This window comes from Caulobacter sp. 17J80-11, from assembly GCF_014349105.1.
Lineage (GTDB): Bacteria > Pseudomonadota > Alphaproteobacteria > Caulobacterales > Caulobacteraceae > 17J80-11.
This window is the reverse complement of record NZ_JACSJI010000002.1, coordinates 77430-94964: the sequence shown is the minus strand read 5'-3', so window position 1 is coordinate 94964 and position 17535 is coordinate 77430. Positions and strand designations below refer to the sequence as shown.

At 69.9% G+C, this 17535-nt stretch carries 19 protein-coding genes; 4 read left to right on the top strand and 15 right to left on the bottom strand.

The features are described from left to right. Positions 1 to 48: 48 nt before the first annotated feature. From parC to pyrE, 8 genes are all read right to left on the bottom strand, one after another. Positions 49 to 2253 carry a DNA topoisomerase IV subunit A gene (gene parC / locus H8B08_RS02920; protein WP_187448721.1) on the bottom strand — a complete coding sequence of 735 codons (2205 nt, stop codon included), beginning with the start codon at positions 2251 to 2253 and terminating at the stop codon, positions 49 to 51. Between the two features lie 101 nt (positions 2254 to 2354). Further along, entirely contained in the window at positions 2355 to 3086 is a 732-nt protein-coding gene (recO, locus tag H8B08_RS02915) for a DNA repair protein RecO (RefSeq protein ID WP_187448720.1), read from the bottom strand. Positions 3087 to 3090: 4 nt separating this feature from the next. Further along, entirely contained in the window at positions 3091 to 4041 is a 951-nt protein-coding gene (gene era, locus H8B08_RS02910) for a GTPase Era (protein ID WP_187448719.1), read from the bottom strand. Further along, the gene (rnc, locus tag H8B08_RS02905) at positions 4038 to 4733 is read right to left on the bottom strand and encodes a ribonuclease III (protein WP_187448718.1); all 696 of its coding nucleotides are present in this window, start codon (positions 4731 to 4733) and stop codon (positions 4038 to 4040) included. Before rnc ends, era begins: the two co-directional genes overlap by 4 nt. Next, a complete protein-coding gene (gene lepB, locus H8B08_RS02900; RefSeq protein ID WP_187448717.1) occupies positions 4730 to 5653 on the bottom strand; it encodes a signal peptidase I in 924 nt (307 codons plus the stop codon). Before lepB ends, rnc begins: the two co-directional genes overlap by 4 nt. 55 nt (positions 5654 to 5708) lie before the next feature. Next, positions 5709 to 6113: a holo-ACP synthase gene (gene acpS / locus H8B08_RS02895; RefSeq protein WP_187448716.1), complete on the bottom strand. Its 405-nt coding sequence runs from the start codon at positions 6111 to 6113 to the stop codon at positions 5709 to 5711. Between the two features lie 4 nt (positions 6114 to 6117). Next, positions 6118 to 6870: a pyridoxine 5'-phosphate synthase gene (locus H8B08_RS02890; RefSeq protein ID WP_187448715.1), complete on the bottom strand. Its 753-nt coding sequence runs from the start codon at positions 6868 to 6870 to the stop codon at positions 6118 to 6120. Continuing rightward, positions 6867 to 7451 carry an orotate phosphoribosyltransferase gene (gene pyrE / locus H8B08_RS02885; RefSeq protein WP_187448714.1) on the bottom strand — a complete coding sequence of 195 codons (585 nt, stop codon included), beginning with the start codon at positions 7449 to 7451 and terminating at the stop codon, positions 6867 to 6869. Before pyrE ends, H8B08_RS02890 begins: the two co-directional genes overlap by 4 nt. A gap of 131 nt (positions 7452 to 7582) precedes the next feature. Here pyrE and H8B08_RS02880 point away from each other — a divergent pair, with 131 nt between their 5' ends. After that, positions 7583 to 8011 (top strand): VOC family protein, encoded by a 429-nt coding sequence (locus tag H8B08_RS02880; RefSeq protein ID WP_187448713.1) that lies wholly within the window; start codon positions 7583 to 7585, stop codon positions 8009 to 8011. A gap of 45 nt (positions 8012 to 8056) precedes the next feature. On the opposite strand, the gene H8B08_RS02875 is transcribed toward H8B08_RS02880, so the two are convergent. The 3 genes from H8B08_RS02875 to folK all read right to left on the bottom strand — a co-directional run bounded on the left by H8B08_RS02875 (position 8057) and on the right by folK (position 11328). Further along, positions 8057 to 10264, bottom strand: coding sequence for a bifunctional (p)ppGpp synthetase/guanosine-3',5'-bis(diphosphate) 3'-pyrophosphohydrolase (locus tag H8B08_RS02875; RefSeq protein WP_187448712.1), 2208 nt, complete (start codon positions 10262 to 10264; stop codon positions 8057 to 8059). 89 nt (positions 10265 to 10353) lie between these two features. Continuing rightward, the gene (gene rpoZ / locus H8B08_RS02870; protein ID WP_163260772.1) at positions 10354 to 10713 is read right to left on the bottom strand and encodes a DNA-directed RNA polymerase subunit omega; all 360 of its coding nucleotides are present in this window, start codon (positions 10711 to 10713) and stop codon (positions 10354 to 10356) included. Between the two features lie 111 nt (positions 10714 to 10824). After that, positions 10825 to 11328 (bottom strand): 2-amino-4-hydroxy-6-hydroxymethyldihydropteridine diphosphokinase, encoded by a 504-nt coding sequence (folK, locus tag H8B08_RS02865; RefSeq protein WP_187448711.1) that lies wholly within the window; start codon positions 11326 to 11328, stop codon positions 10825 to 10827. A 29-nt stretch (positions 11329 to 11357) separates the two neighbouring features. Between folK and H8B08_RS02860 the strand changes: the two genes are divergently transcribed. Both H8B08_RS02860 and H8B08_RS02855 read left to right on the top strand, forming a co-directional pair. Then, positions 11358 to 11966, top strand: a complete 609-nt coding sequence (locus tag H8B08_RS02860; protein WP_187448710.1) for an NYN domain-containing protein — start codon at positions 11358 to 11360, stop codon at positions 11964 to 11966. A gap of 1 nt (position 11967) precedes the next feature. Next, on the top strand, positions 11968 to 12621 hold the full coding sequence (locus H8B08_RS02855; RefSeq protein WP_187448709.1) for a uracil-DNA glycosylase: 654 nt from the start codon (positions 11968 to 11970) through the stop codon (positions 12619 to 12621). 37 nt (positions 12622 to 12658) lie between these two features. On the opposite strand, the gene H8B08_RS02850 is transcribed toward H8B08_RS02855, so the two are convergent. From H8B08_RS02850 to dapA, 4 genes are read right to left on the bottom strand one after another with little or no spacing between them, the layout of a single operon-like run. Further along, a complete protein-coding gene (locus H8B08_RS02850) occupies positions 12659 to 13411 on the bottom strand; it encodes a GNAT family N-acetyltransferase (RefSeq protein ID WP_187448708.1) in 753 nt (250 codons plus the stop codon). Then, a complete protein-coding gene (locus H8B08_RS02845) occupies positions 13408 to 13965 on the bottom strand; it encodes a DUF4166 domain-containing protein (protein ID WP_187448707.1) in 558 nt (185 codons plus the stop codon). The genes H8B08_RS02850 and H8B08_RS02845 overlap by 4 nt, the downstream gene beginning before the upstream one ends. Beyond that, positions 13962 to 14432, bottom strand: a complete 471-nt coding sequence (gene smpB, locus H8B08_RS02840) for an SsrA-binding protein SmpB (protein WP_187448706.1) — start codon at positions 14430 to 14432, stop codon at positions 13962 to 13964. Before smpB ends, H8B08_RS02845 begins: the two co-directional genes overlap by 4 nt. Positions 14433 to 14434: 2 nt before the next feature. Continuing rightward, positions 14435 to 15319: a 4-hydroxy-tetrahydrodipicolinate synthase gene (gene dapA / locus H8B08_RS02835; protein ID WP_187448705.1), complete on the bottom strand. Its 885-nt coding sequence runs from the start codon at positions 15317 to 15319 to the stop codon at positions 14435 to 14437. Between the two features lie 117 nt (positions 15320 to 15436). On the opposite strand from dapA, the gene H8B08_RS02830 reads away from it, so the two are divergent. Further along, entirely contained in the window at positions 15437 to 17527 is a 2091-nt protein-coding gene (locus H8B08_RS02830) for a lytic transglycosylase domain-containing protein (protein ID WP_222934280.1), read from the top strand. The last annotated feature ends 8 nt before the right edge of the window (positions 17528 to 17535 follow it).

The following is a 17535-nucleotide window of genomic DNA, read 5'->3' as shown; positions in this document are numbered from 1 at the left end:
CATCGCTGGCGCGATGGGCCCCTCCCTCTCCCTTTGGGAGAGGGAAATTCACCGGAACTTCTTCAGCCCCTTGGGCGCGGCCTTGCCGGACTGGGCGCGCTTGCCCAGCCAGTCCTTCCAGTCGGCCCACTGACGGCGTCGACCGCCGCCGTCGACCCACTCGGGGCCGGTCTCGGCGGCGAAGGCGGTGGCGTCCCTGAAGCCGCCCTCGCGGTAGCTCTGCAGCTTCACGCCCTTGCCGCGCGGCATTTCCGGCAGCTCGGCCAGCGGGAAGACCAACGCCTTGCCGTTGTCGCCCAGCACCGCCAGGTGGTCGCCCTCGACGGGCAGGCACAGCGCCGCGTCGCCGTTCAGGACCTGCTTGCCGGCGCGGCGCGAGGCGATCGCCTCCTCCTCCGGCAGGATGAAGCCGTAGCCGGCCTTCGACGCCAGGAACAGCTTGCGGCCCGGCTTGTGGGCGAACACGGCCACGATCTTCGAGCCTTCCTCGAAGTCGATCATCAGGCGCAGCGGCTCGCCGTGGCCGCGGGCCGACGGCAGCTTGTCGATCGGCAGGGTGAAGAACCGGCCGTCGGAGGCGAAGATCAGCAGCTTGTCGACGGTCTCGGCCGGGATCAGCCAGGCGAGCTTGTCGCCTTCCTTGAACTTCAGCTCAGACGGATCCTCGACCTTGCCCTTGGCCGAGCGGATCCAGCCGCGCTCGGACAGGATCACGGTCACCGGCTCGCGCACCACGAAGGCTTCGACCGAGACGTCGGCCGACACCTGCGGAGCGTCGGCGAAGGTCGTGCGGCGGGCCGACAGCAGCACCTTGCGCACCTCGGCCAGGTCCTTGCCGATGCGCTTCCACTGCTTGGCCGGCGAGCCCAGCAGCGAATTGATCTCGTCCCGCTCGGCGGCGAGCTTCTCGTGCTCGCCCTTGATCTGCATCTCTTCCAGCTTGGCCAGGTTGCGCAGCCGGGTGTCGAGGATGAAGTCGGCCTGGACCTCGGTCAGGGCGAAGGCCTTGATCAGCTCGGCCTTGGGCTGCTCCTCCTCGCGGACGATGCGGATCACCTCGTCCAGGTTCAGGAAGGCGATCAGCAGGCCTTCCAGGACGTGCAGGCGCCTCTCGATGCGCTCCAGACGCCAGTTGGACCGGCGGACCAGCACGTCGCGGCGGTGGTCGAGGAAGGCCTGCAGGCAGTCCTTCACCCCCATGACGCGCGGCGTGCCCTTGCCGTCCAGCACGTTCATGTTGATCGGGAAGCGGGTCTCCAGATCGGAAAGCTTGAACAGGCTTTCCATCAGGATCTCAGGTTCGACCGTGCGGTTCTTCGGCTCGAGGATGAGACGGATATCCTCCGCCGACTCGTCGCGCACGTCGCCCAGCAGCGGCGCCTTCTTGTTCTCGATCAGGTCGGCCAGCTGCTCGATCAGGCGCGACTTCTGAACCTGGTAGGGGATCTCGGTGACGATGATCCGCCAGACGCCGCGGCCCAGGTCCTCCTTCTCCCAGCGCGCGCGCAGGCGTACGCCGCCGCGGCCGGTCTCGTAAGCCTCGTGAATCGCCGCCTTGGTCTCGACCGAGACGCCGCCGGTCGGGAAGTCCGGCCCCGGCAGCTTGGTCATGATGTCGGCGGTGGTCGCCCCGGGGTTCTCGAGCAGCAGATGGCAGGCGTCGATCAGCTCGGCGGCGTTGTGCGGCGGGATCGAGGTGGCCATGCCGACCGCAATGCCGGTGGCGCCGTTGGCCAGCAGGTTGGGGAAGGCCGCCGGCAGAACCACCGGCTCTTCGTCCTGGCCGTCGTAGGTCGGGCGGAAGTCGACCGCATCCTCGTCGATGCCGGCGAGCAGCAGCTGGGCGGCGGGCGTCAGCTTGCACTCGGTGTAGCGCATGGCCGCGGCGCTATCGCCGTCGATATTGCCGAAGTTGCCCTGGCCGTCGACCAGCGGGTAGCGCTGCGAGAAGTCCTGCGCCAGGCGCACCAGGGCGTCGTAGATCGCCTGGTCGCCGTGCGGGTGATAGGAGCCCATCACCTCGCCGACCACCTTGGCGCACTTGCGCGCCGCGGCGTCGGGGTTCAGGCGCATCTCGTGCATGGCGTACATGACGCGCCGGTGCACCGGCTTCATGCCGTCGCGCACGTCCGGCAGGGCCCGGTGCATGATGGTCGACAGCGCGTAGGCCAGATAGCGGCGCGACAGCGCCTCGCCCATCGGCTCGTCGACGATGCGGCCGCCTTCGTCGTCAGGGCTGAAATGCTTGGTCATCGGGACCGGTACTCGTCATCTCGGGCGCGGAATCACCCGCTCGCCCACTAGTCTATCCGCTGGATCGCCGGAATGGCGGATCCCGTGCGGTCCACAGAAAGCTAAAGCAGCCCCGCGTCAGCGAGGCGATCGACCATCCACACCCGCGCCGGCGGCAGCGGCTTGTTCAGGGCGTTGAAGACGAAGGCCTCCAGGAAGTGGCCGGTCAGCTTCAACCCAGCCCCCACCTCACCGTGACGCAAGCCGGCCTGGGAGGCCAGCAGGAACGGCGGCAGGGCCAGCATGCGGTCCTTGTAGGGCTCGCCGGCGGCGCGGCTGACCGCGCGCCCGGTCTTGGGACTGACATAGACGAGATCATCGGTCGCGCCGGTGGCGGCGCAGCGGGTCAGGTCCAGGCCGAAGCCCAGTTCTTCGAGCAGGCCCGCCTCGAAGCGCACGAACACCGCCGGCCAGATGTCGGGGACGGCCAGGGCCGAGACCAGCGCGTCGAAGGCGTAGAAGGCGCCCGGATGCGGCTCGCGCTCCGGCAGCGCGCCCTGCGCCACCGCCGCGGCGGCGGCCAGGCCGGCCAGCGCCAGGCTGTCGTCGAACAGGGCCGCGGGCCCCTCCCCCACCGGCTCCAGGGCGGCCGAGCCCATCTGCTCCGACACGCGGGAGCGAAATTGCGCCATCACCCGCGCGCCCGGCTGCAGGAAGGGGCGCATCTTGCGCGACGCCCCGCCGGCCACGTAGGCGACGACGCGCCCGTGCGTCTCGGTCAGCAGGTCGACGATCGCCCCGGTCTCGCCGTGCGCGCGCGCAGACAGCACGAAAGCGTCGTCGGTCCACTCCATCAGATCAGACGTCGTACTCCAGGCCGAACTGGGCGTAGAGGGCGCGGTCGTCCTGCCAGCGCTCGTTGACCTGGACGTGCAGGAACAGGTGGACCGGGCGGTCCAGCAGCTCCTGCAGCTCCTCGCGGGACTTCTGGCCGATCCACTTCAGGGTCTGGCCGTTCTTGCCCAGCACGATCGGGCGCTGGCTGTCGCGCTCGACGTAGATGTTCTGCTCGATGCGGACGGAGCCGTCCTTGCGCTCCTCGAACTTGGTGGTCTCCACCGCCGCCGCGTAGGGCAGCTCCTCGTGGACCCGCAGGTAGAGCTTCTCGCGGGTGATCTCGGAGGCCAGCACGCGCGAGGGCACGTCGGCGCTCTGGTCCTCGGGATACAGCCACGGGCCTTCCGGCATCAGCTCGGCCAGGCGGGCGGCCAGGTCGTCCACGCCCGAGCCGTTGGCCGCCGAGATCATGAAGACCTCGTCGTAGACCTCGGATTTGAAAAGCGTATCGGCCAGCGCTAGCAGGCGGTCGCGCTTGATGCCGTCGATCTTGTTGAGCGCCAGGATGACCTTGCGGCCGGCCGCCTTCAGGCCCTCGACGATGGTCTCCACGTCGATGTGGGCGCGCTTGTCGGCCGGGCTGGCGTCCTTGCCGTCCAGCACGGCCAGTTCGGCCTGGGCGTCGACCAGGTGGACCACCGCCTCGGCGTCCTCGGCCCCGCCCCAGGCGGAGCGCACCATGGCCCGGTCCAGCCGGCGACGCGGCTTGAAGATGCCGGGGGTGTCGACCAGCACGATCTGGGCGTCGCCGACAATGGCCACGCCGCGCACCGGGAAGCGCGTGGTCTGCACCTTCTGGGTGACGATCGACACCTTGGTGCCGACCAGCCGGTTGACCAGGGTGGACTTGCCCGCGTTCGGGGCGCCGATGACGGCGGCGAAACCCGCGCGGGTCTTGGTTTCTTGGTTCACAGCAATCCTTCGCGTTCAAGCATGGCGGTGGCCGCGGCCTTCTCCGCCTCCTGGCGGGAACGCCCTGCGGCCCGCTCAGGCTTCACTCCTTCGACCTTCACCTCGACGGTGAAGGTCGGCGCATGGTCGGGACCTTCACGGTTCACGACCTCGTAGGTCGGCAGCGGCCGGCCCTTGCCCTGCGCCCACTCCTGCAGCCGCGACTTCACGTCCTTCACCTTCGGCGCGTCCAGGTGGGCGAACTCGTCGGCCCAGAACGTGCCGAACATGGCGCGCGAGGCCTCCATGCCGCCGTCGATGTAGACCGCCGCCATCAGCGCCTCGCAGGCGTCGCCCAGGATGGTGTCCTTGTCGCGCCCGCCGGTCTTCGTCTCGCCAGGCGAGAGCCGCAGCGCCGGGCCGACGCCCATGCGCCGCGCCGCTCTCGCGCAGGCCTCGCGGTTCACCAGAGCCTGCAGCTTGGGCGACAGCTCGCCTTCCTTGGCCTTGGGATAGGCGTCGATCAGGCGCTCGGCCGCCAGCAGGCCCAGCACGCGGTCGCCCAGGAATTCCAGCCGCTCGTAGTCGATCACCCGACGCGCGCCCTCGCCCACGCTGGAATGGGTCAGGGCCCGCTCCAGCAGGTCGCGGTCGTTGAATACGTGGCCGAGCTTCTGTTCGAGGTCTGCGACGGCTTTCGCGCGCACACTCATTTCAGCGGCGTGAAGAACCGGCTCGGGCGCACCTTGGTGAACCAGGTCCAGGGCTTGAACAGGGACGCGCCCGGGTGCCACGAGAACAGGATGATCTGGGCCTTGCCGACCAGGTTCTCGGCCGGCACGAAGCCGACGCCGGCGCCGCCGTTGAACCGCGGGTCGACACGGCTGTCGATCGAGTTGTCGCGGTTGTCGCCCATCATGAAGTAGTAGCCCTCGGGCACCACGTACACGTCGGTGTTGTCCAGGTCGCCGCCCGGGCCGAAGTCCTGGGTGGTGAAGTTCTTGCCCTCCGGGAAGGTCTCGCGGATCTCGGTCGCCTCGCGCGGGACGCCGTAGAAGGTGGGCACCTCGATCGGGCCCATCACCTCGTCCTTCACCGGCGCGTCGTTGATGTACAGATGGTTGTCGCGCATCTGGATGCGGTCGCCCGGCAAGCCGACCACGCGCTTGATGTAGTCGCTCTTGTTGTCGCTGGGCAGCTTGAATACGACGATGTCGCCGCGAGCCGGGCCCTTGCCGGGCGTGCGGCCGTGGAACAGCGGCGGGCTGAACGGGATCGAGTGGCGGCTGTAGCCGTAGTTCCACTTGGACACGATGATGTAGTCGCCCTCGTAGAGGTTCGGCTCCATCGACGCGGACGGGATGGTGTACGGCTGGAAGAACAGGATCCGCAGCACCAGGGCGATCAGCAGCGCGTAGAAGATCGTCTTGGCGATCTCCACGAACTCGTCCTTGGCGGATTTGGCGTGGGCGGGCACGTCGTCGGTTTCCTCGACCGGCTCCTCGAACTCCGCGCCCGCGGACGCTCCGGCGGTCAACGGCTCGGCGGCGGCGGAGGTTTCAGCCGCGGCGACGGCCTCTGCGGTTTCGCTCGGCTCGGCGGCCTGGGCTCCGCCGGTTTCCACGGTGCTCATCGCTGTTCAGTCCCCGCCCGGGGCCGTCCGCCCCTCTCGGAAAATCGGTAGTCGCTCATTGTGACGCGGGCAAGGCTTCGATGACGACGAAGGCCTGCGCATAGGGGTGATCGTCGGTAAGCGACAGGTGGATATACGGGGTCATGCCCGCCGGCGTCAGCGCCTTGAGGCGTTCGGCCGCGCCGCCGGTGAGCGCCAGGGTCGGCTGGCCGGTGGGCAGGTTGACCACCCCCATGTCGCGCCAGTGCACGTAGCTGCGCATGCCGGTGCCCAGCGCCTTGGCGCAGGCCTCCTTGGCCGAAAAGCGCTTGGCGTAGCTGGCGGCGCGGTCGGGCTTGCGCTCGGAACGGGTCCGTTCGATCTCGGTGAAGCAGCGGTTGGTGAAGCGGTCGCCGAAACGCGACAGCGTCTCTTCGATGCGTCGGATATCCGTCAGGTCCGCGCCGATGCCCAGGATCACCGGCTCAGGCCCCCGGCCGGGCGGCGTCGATGCGAGTGCGCATGGTGCGGATGGCGGTCTCCAGGCCGACGAAGATCGCCTCGCCGATCAGGAAGTGGCCGATGTTCAGCTCCACCACCTGCGGGATCGCCGCGACCGTCTGGGCGGTGTCGTAGTCCAGGCCGTGGCCGGCGTGGACCTCGAGCCCGCGCCGCTCGGCTTCCCCTGCGCCGCGCTTCAGCGCCTCCAGCAGGGGGGCCGGATCGCGGCCGTGGATCACCGCCTCGCAGTAGGCGCCGGTGTGGAATTCCACGACCTGAGCGCCGATGGCCTCGGCCACCGCCACCTGCACGGGATCGGGCTCGATGAACAGCGACACCCGCACGCCGGCGTCGCGCAGGGCGCGGACCACAGGGGCGATGGCGGCGTGGTTGCGGGCGACGTCCAGGCCGCCCTCGGTGGTGCGCTCCTCGCGCCGCTCGGGCACCAGGCAGGCGGCGTGGGGGCGGTGGCGCAGCGCGATGTCGCGCATCTCCGCCGTCACGGCCATTTCGAAATTCAGCGGCTTGCCGAGCCCGTGGCACAGCTCCGACAGGGCGCCGATGTCGGCGTCGGAAATGTGCCGGCGGTCCTCGCGCAGGTGCGCGGTGATGCCGTCCGCCCCGGCCTCGATCGCCAGCCGCGCCGCGCGCAGCGGCTCGGGGTGCGCCCCGCCCCGCGCGTTACGCACGGTGGCGACGTGGTCGATGTTGACGCCCAGGCGGACGCGGCTGCTCACTTCGACAGCCTCCGGCTGCCCGGGTCGACGATCGGGATCGCCGCCAGTTCGGGCGGCAGCTGGTCGGCCGGATAGGCCGGCACGTCCAGGGTGGCCAGGGCGATCAGCGGCACGCCGACGTCGGCGCGGCCGCCGGAGCGGTCGACGATGCAGGCCGCCGCCACCACGTCGCCGCCGGCCGCCTTGATCGCGGCGATGCACTCGCGCGACGACAGGCCGGTGGTGACGATGTCCTCGACCATCACGACCTTGGCGCCCGGCTCGATCCCGAAGCCGCGGCGCAGCTTGAACTCGCCGCCTTCGCGCTCGACGTACATCGACGGGACCTTCAGCCAGCGGGCGGTCTCGTAGCCCGGGATGATGCCGCCCACGGCCGGGGAGATGGCCACGTCGACCGCGCCCACCTGGGCGGTGATCTTTTCGGCCAGCGCCTTGCAGAGCCGCGCGCAGCGGTCGGCGTTCATGAACACCAGGTTCTTCTGCAGGAACACGGGGCTGTGCAGGCCGGAGGACAGCACGAAGTGGCCTTCGCGCAGGGCGCCGGCCGCACGGAATTCGTCGAGAACGTCTTCAGAGGTCATGGGCGGCTCAATAGGACCTGAATGGGTCCGCGTAAACGCCTCAGCGCCCCTCGCGCTTGTACGTGGCGCTCGGTTGACGAACCGTCGTTCTGCGAGTTGAGCTTCGCCTCCCCGAACCCGACGGAGCGCCCATGAAGATCGTCACCAGCCTCAGCTTCCGCGGCCAGTGCCGCGAGGCCTTCGAGTTCTACGCCAAGGTGCTCGGCGGAAAGATCACCGCCGCCTTCCCCTACGGCGAAGGCCCGCCCGACATGCCGGTCGGTCCGCAGTACAAGGACTGGCTCATGCACTGCTGGCTGGAGGTCGGCGACCAGGCGCTGATGGGCGCGGACATGGACACCGACTGGGCCCCGAACATCGACAAGCCGAAGAACGGCTTCGACGTGACCCTGCACACCGACGACGCCGCCCAGGCGCGCCGGTGGTTCGACGCCCTTTCCGAAGGCGGCAAGGTGGTGATGCCCTTCAACGCCACCTTCTGGTCGCCGGGCTACGGGTCGCTGATCGACCGCTTCGGCGTGCCGTGGATGGTCAATACGACGGGCGCTCCGAACGCCTGACCCTGATGGCTTCGCCTCCCTCCCCTGCGGGGGGAGGCGATCCAATCAGCCCCGCACCCGGTCGACGGTCTCGACCGAGGGGCAGGCCCGCAGGGCCGCGGCGATGGTGGTCAGGTGCTTGGCGTCCACCACCTCGACATCGAACTCGGCGTCGAAGAAGTCCGACTGCCGGTGCGCCATCTTCAGGTTGATGATGTTCGCCCCGGCCTCGCCGATGATGGTGCAGGCCTGGCCCAGCACGCCTGGCGCGTTGCGGATGGTGGCGCGCAGGCGCGCGGCCGCCACGGCGTTGCGCTCGGCCTCCGGCGTCCACTGCAGGTCGCGCCAGAGCTCCTCGCGGTCCTCGAACTCGGCCAGCCGCTCGCAGTCGATGGTGTGCACGGTCAGGCCGGTGTCCGGCTCCATGATGCCGACGATGCGGTCGCCCGGCACCGGGCTGCAGCACGGGGCGAAGTGGACGCTGACGCCCGGCGTCAGGCCGCCGCCGCGCACGAACAGACGGCCCGACTTGCCGTCCTCGATGCGGGTGCGCGCGGCCGCGGCCGCCCGCTCGCTGTCCTTCAGGCCCGGGAAGACCGCTTCCAGGACGCGCATGGCCTCGACCCGGCCGCGGCCGGCGGACTCGAACAGCTCCTCCTCGTCCTCGACCATGCACCGCTCGAAGGCGGGGCGCAGCGAGACGTCGGCCATGTTCTTGCCGGCGCGCGCGAAGGCCTGCTCGACCGCCGCGCGGCCCAGCTTCACGAACTCCTCGCGCTCGGTCTGGCGGATCTGGCGGCGGATGGCCGAGCGGGCCCGGCCGGTGACGGTCAGCGAGCGCCAGTCCGGCGGAATGTCCGGCTTGGCGCCCCGGATGATGTCGACCACGTCGCCGTTGCTCAGCTGGGTGCGCATCGGGCGCAGTTCGCCGTTGATCTTGGCCCCGATGGCGGTGTCGCCGACGTCGGTGTGCACCGCGTAGGCGAAGTCCAGCGGCATGGCCCCGCGCGGCAGGCTGATGATCCGGCCCTTGGGCGTGAAGACGAACACCTGGTCCAGGAACATCTCGAGCTTGGCGTGCTCGACGAAGTCCTCCACGTCGCCGCCGCCGTGCTCCAGCACCTGCACGAGGCCGCGCAGGTTCTGCATCGGGTCGCGCCCGCCCTCCTCGGCGGCCGCCTCGGCGTCGAAGCCGTAGCTCTTGTTCTTGTACTTCCAGTGCGCCGCCACGCCCTCTTCGGCGATGCGGTCCATGGTCTCGGTGCGGATCTGCATCTCGATACGCATGCCGCGCGGGCCGATCACCGTGGTGTGCAGCGAGCGGTAGTTGTTGCGCTTGGGGGTCGAGATGAAGTCCTTGAACCGTTCGGGCACCGAGGGCCAGGCGCGGTGGATCACGCCCAGCGCCCGGTAGCAGTCCTCTTCGTTCTCGACGATCACGCGGAAGGCGTAGATGTCGGACAGCTGGGAGAAGCCCAGCGACTTGCGCTGCAGCTTTCGCCAGATCGAGAACGGGGTCTTTTCGCGGCCGAACACGCGGGCCGGGATGCCGGATTTCTCCAGCCGGTCGGCGATGGCCTCCGACACCTGGGCGACGGCCGGGCCCTGCTCGTGCTTCAGCACTTCCAGGCGGCGCGCGATCGCCTTGCGGGCAGTCGGATTGAGATGCTCGAAGGAGAGCTCCTCAAGCTCGGTGGCGAAGCGGTGACAGCCGATCTGGCGGGCCAGCGGCGCGTAGACGTCCAGGGTCTCGCGCGAGATGCGCTCGCGCTTGGCCGGCGACACGTGCTGCAGGGTGCGCATGTTGTGCAGCCGGTCGGCCAGCTTCACCAGCAGGACGCGCACGTCCTTGGAGATGGCCAGGATGAACTTGCGCAGGTTTTCGGCCTGGCGCGTGTGCTCCGACTGCATCTCCAGGCGCGACAGCTTGGTCACGCCCATCACCAGCTCGGCGATCTCGTCGCCGAACATCTCGGCGATGTCGTCGCGCGAGGCCGAGGTGTCCTCGATGACGTCGTGCAGCAGGGCCGTGACGATGGCGGCGGTGTCCAGCCGGTAGTCGGTCAGGATGCCGGCCACCTCGATCGGGTGGGCGAAGTACGGGTCGCCGGAGGCACGGAGCTGCGAGCCGTGCATCTTCATGGCGTAGACGTAGGCGCGGTTGAGCAGCGCCTCGTCGGCGGTCGGGTCGTAGCTGCGGACCCGCTCGATCAGTTCGAACTGACGCAGGAACTTCGGCCGGGGCTTCGCCTCGGCCTTGAGGGGCGCGTTCACGGGCTTGTCGCTGCCGGCAGCGGCGGTGGACGGCTCGGCCGAAACGACGGCGAGCGCGGCTCTGGTACGCGAACCGTCCGCCTGGGCTGTCAGTAGCGCTCCTCCTGACCGCCTTCGCGGTCGCTCTGCAGAGCGCGAACCAGCTCGGCCTCGCTCATCTGCATGTGCTGCGGCTCGGCCAGCAGGGCCAGGGTTTCGGCTTCTTCCTCGGCCTCGGTGCGCTCGTCGACGCGCTGCAGGGTGCCGATCAGGTTTTCGCGGAGCGATTCCGGCTCGACCTTGTCCTCGGCGATCTCGCGCAGGGCCACGACCGGGTTCTTGTCGTTGTCGCGATCGAGCAGCAGCGGCGCGCCGGCCGAGATCGAACGCGCCCGGTGGGCGGCCAGCAGCACGAGGCCGAAGCGGTTCGGGACCTTCTCGACGCAGTCTTCGACGGTGACGCGGGCCATTGCTGTCCTCGGATGGGGGCTGGGGAGAGCCCCGGCAGAATTAGGGCTTTGAACCGGCGAATTTAACGGGCGGCTCTCGCAAGTGCAACATGCGGCGCGCGCACGGCGAATTCAAACCGGCGCGGCGTCCCGCCCCACCGTCGCCGAGGCGGCCAGATCCGCCGCCGTGCGGCCGCTCTGGGGGTGCGTCCAGGCCGGCGCGATCTCGGCCAGCGGGCCCATCACGAACAGCCGGTCGGCGGCGCGCGGGTGGGGCAGGACGAGCTCGTCGGTCAGGAGTAGAGTCCGGCCGTGCGCGATCAGGTCCAGATCGAGCGTCCGGGCGGCGTTGGGCTCCCCGCGCCGGCGGCCGAACGCGCCCTCGATCCGGCGCAGCACGGCCAATACTTGCAAGGGTTTAAGGCCCGTCTCGACAATCGCGACACCATTGAGGTAGGCAGGTCCGGTCGGATCCGGCCAGGCCGCCGACCGCCACCAGGAAGACCGGTCCACGACCGTCAGCCCCTCGGGCGCGAAACGGTCCAGGGCCGCCTCCAGCAGGGCCTCGATCGAAGGCTGGTCGCCTTTCAGATTCGAGCCCAGCGCGACCACCACGGCCTGGTCGAGCGACGTCATACTTCCACCCTGCGGGGACATTTCAAAAAATGACTTTCTATCCCACCGATCGCATCGCGCTCTTCATCGACGGGGCGAACCTGTACTCCGCCGCCAAGGCGTTGAATTTCGACATCGATTACAAGAAGCTGCTCGACGAGTTCCGTCGGCGCGGGGTGCTGATCCGGGCCTACTACTACACCGCCATCGCCGAGGGCGACGACTACTCGCCGATCCGCCCGCTGGTCGACTGGCTCGACTACAACGGCTTCACCCTGGTGACCAAGCCGGCGCGCGAGTTCACCGACTCCCAGGGCCGCAAGCGCTGGCGCGGCAACATGGACATGGAGATCGCCGTCGACATGATGGAGCTGGCCGGCTCGGCCGACCATCTGGTGCTGTTCTCCGGCGACGGCGATTTCAGACGCCTGGTCGAGGCCGTGCAGCGACGCGGCGCGCGCGTGACCGTCGTATCCACCGTGAAATCCCAGCCGCCGATGGCCTCGGACGACCTGCGCCGCCAGGCCGACACCTTCGTCGACCTGGTCGACCTTATGCCGCTGGTCGGCCGGCCGCGCGCCCAGGCGCACACGCCGCGCTTCCTGCAACCCGACGCCGCTCCCACCCCGGCCGAACGCGACTCCCAGGACGAGTTCTGAGGTGAAGCCCGAGATCGTCCTCGGCCCGGCCGAGCCGCCGCACGACTGCCCGATCTGCCCGCGCCTGGTCGCCTACCGCGAGGAGAACAAGGCCAAGGAGCCGACCTGGTTCAACGGCGCCGCGCCCTCGTTCGGCGATCCCGACGCGCGCTTGCTGATCGTGGGCCTGGCGCCGGGCCGCATGGGCGCCAACCGGACGGGGCGGCCGTTCACCGGCGACTACGCCGGCGTGCTGCTCTACGAAACCCTGATCAAGTTCGGCTTCGCTCGCGGCCGCTACGAGGCGCGCCCGGACGACAGCCTCGAACTGATCGACTGCATGATCACCAACGCAGTGCGTTGCGCGCCGCCGGCCAACAAGCCGCTTCCCGCCGAAGAGGCCGCCTGCCGCCCGTTCCTGACCGCGCGCATGGCCGCCCTGCCCCGGCTGAAGGCGATCGTCACCCTGGGCGACGTATCCCGCAAGAATGTGCTGAAGGCCTTGGGCGCCAAGGCGTCGAGCGTCCCAAGCGGGCACGGCGTCGAGGCCGACGTCGGCCCCTATCGGCTGTTCAACAGCTATCACTGCTCGCAGTACAACCAGAACACCCGCGTGCTGACGCCTGACATGTTCGAGGACGTGTTCCAGGCGGCGAAGGCCTACATCGACGCCTAAGCGGATCTGAGCGCCGGCCGGCTCAGAGCCGAGCGGCTCAAGGTTGGGGGGGCCGCCAGTAGCTGTAGCGGTAGGCGTCGACGAAGCCGAGGCGAGCGTAGAGCGCTCGGGCGACCGCGTTCGCCTCTTCGACCTGCAGGAACAGGCGTTCGACGCCGCGCTCGGCCGCGGCCGCCACCAGGGTCGAGAGCACCTGCAGGGCCAGCCCCCGGCGCCGATGCGCCTGGGCCGTGCGCATGCCGTGGATCCCGGCCCACCCCGCGCCGAAGCCGAGCGCGCCGATGGCGACGGTCTCGCCATCCGACCGAACCTGGGCGAAGGCGGCATCGGCGGCCCGCACCAGGGTGGCGGCGCGCCTGGCGCCCTCGACCGGATCGAAGCCCGCGCCCAGGAACACCGCGCGCCAGGCCTCGTCCGGCGTGCCGACGCGCTCGGCCGGCGCGACCCCGGCCAGGGCGGCGGCGACCGCGCCGGTGTCGGCGATCATGACCGCGGTCGGCTGTTCGGGGCGAAGGCCGCGCGCGCTCAGGGCGGTTTCGAGATCTGGCCCGGAGAAGCGCGAGACCCGGAAGGCCGGAGGAAGTCCGGCGTCGGCGTAGAAGGCGAAGGCGCGCTCGAGCTTGGCGGCCAGGAGGTCCCGGCCCTGGTCGAGCGGTACGACGCTGTTGACCCGCCCTATCGCTCCGTCGTTGGCGGCCAGCAGCCAACCGTCGTCCTCCACCAGGGTCCTGGGCGGCAGGGCGGCCAGCGTCGCCCGTTCGATGGCTTCGATGTCGGCGGCGGTGATCATCCTGCGTCCTCGACCGGTTCCAGCCATCCCCGATGCCGCGCGATGCGTCCGACGAGCGGATGACGGATGTCGTCGTCAAACACGAACCGGCCGTCCTCGACCGCCTCGTAGGTCTCAAGCACCGGCGCGAAGCTCAGCGGCAGAGGCAGGCCGAACGCCGCCCAGCGCCGAACCCCGATCCGAAGGCGCTCGCCCTCGACCTCCATCGCCAGCCACAGGGTGATCGGACCGAAGCGCTCGACCTTCAGACCAGCGGCGCGGCCGCACGCCTGGCGGGAGACGAAGCTGCGGCCACCGAAGCTGCGCCGCCAGATCTCCGTTTCGCCTTCGCGCTTGAAGCTCACCCGGAGCGGAACATCGCGACCGGCCGGCGGAACGCCGATGCAGGTCCCGATCAGACGGGCCAGGGGATGATCGCCCCGCTCGACCTGCGCCACACCCTCGGCCGCGGTCACGTCGAGCTCGTGCATGCGCCGGACCGCCGGTGGAAGCGCATCCCATGCCTCGCCCAACACGCGCCGATAGAGCGGCGGGCCGGCGAGCGCGTCGCTCACCCCTTCTCCCGCATCAGGCGCGCCTTGTCGCGCGCCCAGTCGCGCTCGGCGCTGGCTTCGCGCTTGTCGTGCAGCTTCTTGCCCTTGGCCAGGGCCAGCTCCAGCTTGGCGATGCCCTTCTCGTTCCAGTACAGCCGGATCGGGATGATGGTCCGCCCTTCCCGCTGAACCGCGCCGATCAGCTTGTCGATCTGCTTGCGGTGCAGCAGCAGCTTCCGCGGCCGGCGCGGCTCGTGGTTGAAGCGGTTGGCGTGGCCGTAGGGCGGGATGTCGGCGTTGACGAGCGCGATTTCGCGCCCCTCCACCGCCGCGTAGGACTCGGCGATGTTGGCCCGGCCCGTGCGCAGCGACTTCACCTCGGTCCCGGTCAGGGCGAGCCCCGCCTCGATCGAGTCTTCCAGGAAATAGTCGAAGCGCGCCCGCCGGTTCTCGGCGATCAGCTTCTGCCCGCTTTGTTGCTGGCTCATGGTCAGATTACGCCGGCCTCACGCAACGCCTCGTCGATCGCCGGCTTCACCGCGTCGGCGCAGGGCGCCAGCGGCAGGCGGATGTCCTCCGCGCAAAGGTTCAGCCGGTTGAGAGCGTATTTGGTGGGCGCGGGCGAATTGTCCAGGAACAGCGCTTTGTGCAGCTTGATCAGCCGGTCCTGCCAGCTGCGCGCGGTGTCGTAGTCGCCCCGCGCGGCCGCCTCGTAGAGCGCAACCATGGCGTCGGGCGCGACGTTGGAGGTCACCGAGATCACCCCGTGCCCGCCGTGGGCCAGGTAGCCCAGGAAGGTCGGGTCATCGCCGGAGATCAGCGAGAAGCTCTCGTCCACGAAGCCGCGCATCAGGCTGGCGCGGGCCAGGTCGCCGGTGGCGTCCTTGATGCCGACCACGTTGGGCAGCGGGGCCAGGCGCGCGACCGTGTCGTTCGACAGGTCCACGCCGGTGCGGCCCGGCACGTTGTACAGCACCACCGGCATCTGCACCGCGTCGTTGACGGCGGCGAAGTGGCGGTAGAGGCCTTCCTGGCTGGGGCGATTGTAGTACGGAGTCACCACCAGGGCGGCGTCGGCGCCGACGGACTTGGCGTGGCGGACCAGATCGATAACCTTGTTCGTCTCGCTGCCGCCCGCGCCCGCGATCACGCGCGTGCGGCCGGCGGCGAGACGGACGCAGAGTTCGACCACCCGCTTGTGCTCGTCGGCCGAGACGGTGGCGCTTTCGCCCGTGGTGCCGACCGGCACGACGCCGTGGACCCCGGCCGCGATCTGCCGCTCAAGCAGACGCGCGAAGGCCTCCTCGTCGACGTGGCCGTCACGAAAAGGTGTGACCAGGGCGGTGATCACGCCCTTGAAGAGGGGTCGGGTCATGGGAGAGACAACCTTGGGACTAGGGCGGCGTCACGCGACGCGCCATAAATTCGACGAGACCCTAGGGGGAGCTTGGTCGACCTGCAACATCCCGTGCTCGTCGGAGGAGACCGCATCTTGATTCCGCTGCTGCAACTGCTTCTCGCCACGGTCTCAGGTCTCGCCGTGGGCGCCGCGCCCGCCGCCCAGGCCCAGACCCCGACGACGCAGCCGGCGGCGCCTTCCGCCTACTCCACGCCCGCCCTGGCCCCGCGCACGCCGCTGTCCGGCCAGGACGCCGAGCTGCTGCGCCTGGGTCTGCAGGCGGCGCGTTCCCGCGACCTGCAGCTGGCCGACTCCTACCGCGCCCAGATCAAGGATCCCGTCGCCCAACGCCTGCTGCGCTGGGGCATGGTCGACACCATGGGCGACCGCATGAGCTTCTTCGAGCTCGACGCCGCCCGCCGCGACTTCGCCGGCTGGCCGCGCGGCGACTGGCGCCAGCAGGTGGCCGAGCGTTCGCTGGCGCTGGCCAACCTGCCGCCTGACCGGGTGATCGCCTGGTTCGGCGGCGAGGCGCCGACCACCGCCGAGGGCGCCATGACCCTGGCCTCGGCCCTGCAGGCGCAGGGAAAGACCCCCGAGGCCCAGGCCCTGGTCAAGGACTGGTGGCGTAACCGCCTGTTCGAGGCCGGCGCACAGAGCACCATGCTTTCGCGCTACGGGACCTGGCTGACCCAGGACGATCACATCAAGCGCCTGGACACCCTGCTGCTGGGCCCGCAGGGCCCGGCCACCCAGGCGATCATCGCGCTGGTCCCGGCCGACTACCAGACCCTGGCCCGCGCCCGCATGGCGCTGCGGTCCGACGCCCCGGACGCCAACACCCTGTTCAACGCCGTGCCCGCCCCGCTGCTGGCCGACCCGGGCCTGGCCTTCGAGCGCGCCAGTTATCTGCGCCGCAAGGGCATGGAGACCCTGGGCTTCAACCTGGTCAGCCGTTTCCCGCCGGCCCCGTACGACGACGACGGGGCCGACCGGCTCTGGCGCGAACGCAAGCTCTACATGCAGTCGGCGATCCGGGCCCGCGACTACAAGACCGCCTATGCGGCCATGACCAACCACGGCTTCCGCGGCGGCGAAAAGCTGGTCGAGGCCGAGTTCTTCGCCGGGTGGATCGCGTTGCGGAAGCTGAACGACGCGGCCGGCGCCGACAAGCACTTCAGCAACCTGCAGAACGCCAGCTCGACGCCCATCACCCAGGGCCGGGCCGGGTACTGGCGCGGGCGCGCCCTGGAGGCGCAGAACCAGGCGGACGCGGCCAAGGCCCAGTACCAGACCGGCGCGCGCTACTTCACGACCTTCTATGGCCAGCTGGCCGCGGAGAAGGCCGGCCAGACCAGCCTTTCGCTCGGCCGTGACCCGATCCCGACCGAGGCCGACCGCCAGCGGTTCGAAGGCCGCGAACTGATCCGCGCCGCCCGGGTCGCGTCCGAGGCTGGCGAGAAGGACCTGTTCCGGGTGTTCGTCATGCACATCGACGACACCCTGCCCAGCACCGAGGAAGCCGCGCTTCTGGTCGACATGGCCCGCCAGCTCGGTGACCAGGACCTGTCCATGCGCGTGGTCCGCGCCGCCGCTCAGAAGGGCTACATCCTGCCCGAGCGCGGCTATCCGATGCGCCAGGTGCCGGCGGTCCCGACCTCGGCCGAGCCGGCCTTCGTGCTGGCCATCACCCGTCAGGAATCCGGCTTCGACCCGCGCGTGCGCTCCAGCGCCGACGCGCGCGGCATGATGCAGATGCTGCCCTCCACCGCCCGCGGCGCCGCGCGCCGGCTCGGCGTCGAGTGGAGCGAGAACATGCTGTGGGATCCCGACTACAACATGAAGCTCGGGGCCTTCCATCTGGGCGAGTTGGTCGACCAGTTCAGCGGCTCGTACATCCTCGCCATGGCGGCCTACAACGCCGGCCCGAACCGGCCGCCGCAATGGATCGTCGACTGCGGCGACCCGCGCGGCGGGGCCACCGACCCGGTCGACTTCATCGAGTGCATCCCGTTCAGCGAGACCCGCAACTACGTCATGCGGGTCAGCGAGAACATGCAGGTCTATCGCGCCCGCCTGAACGGCGGGACCGCCGCCAATTTCCAGCCTTCGGCCGACCTCAAGCGCGGCGGCTACGGCGGCCCGCGGCCTTACACGTCGGGCGGCTACACGCCCGGTAACTGAGCGCGGAA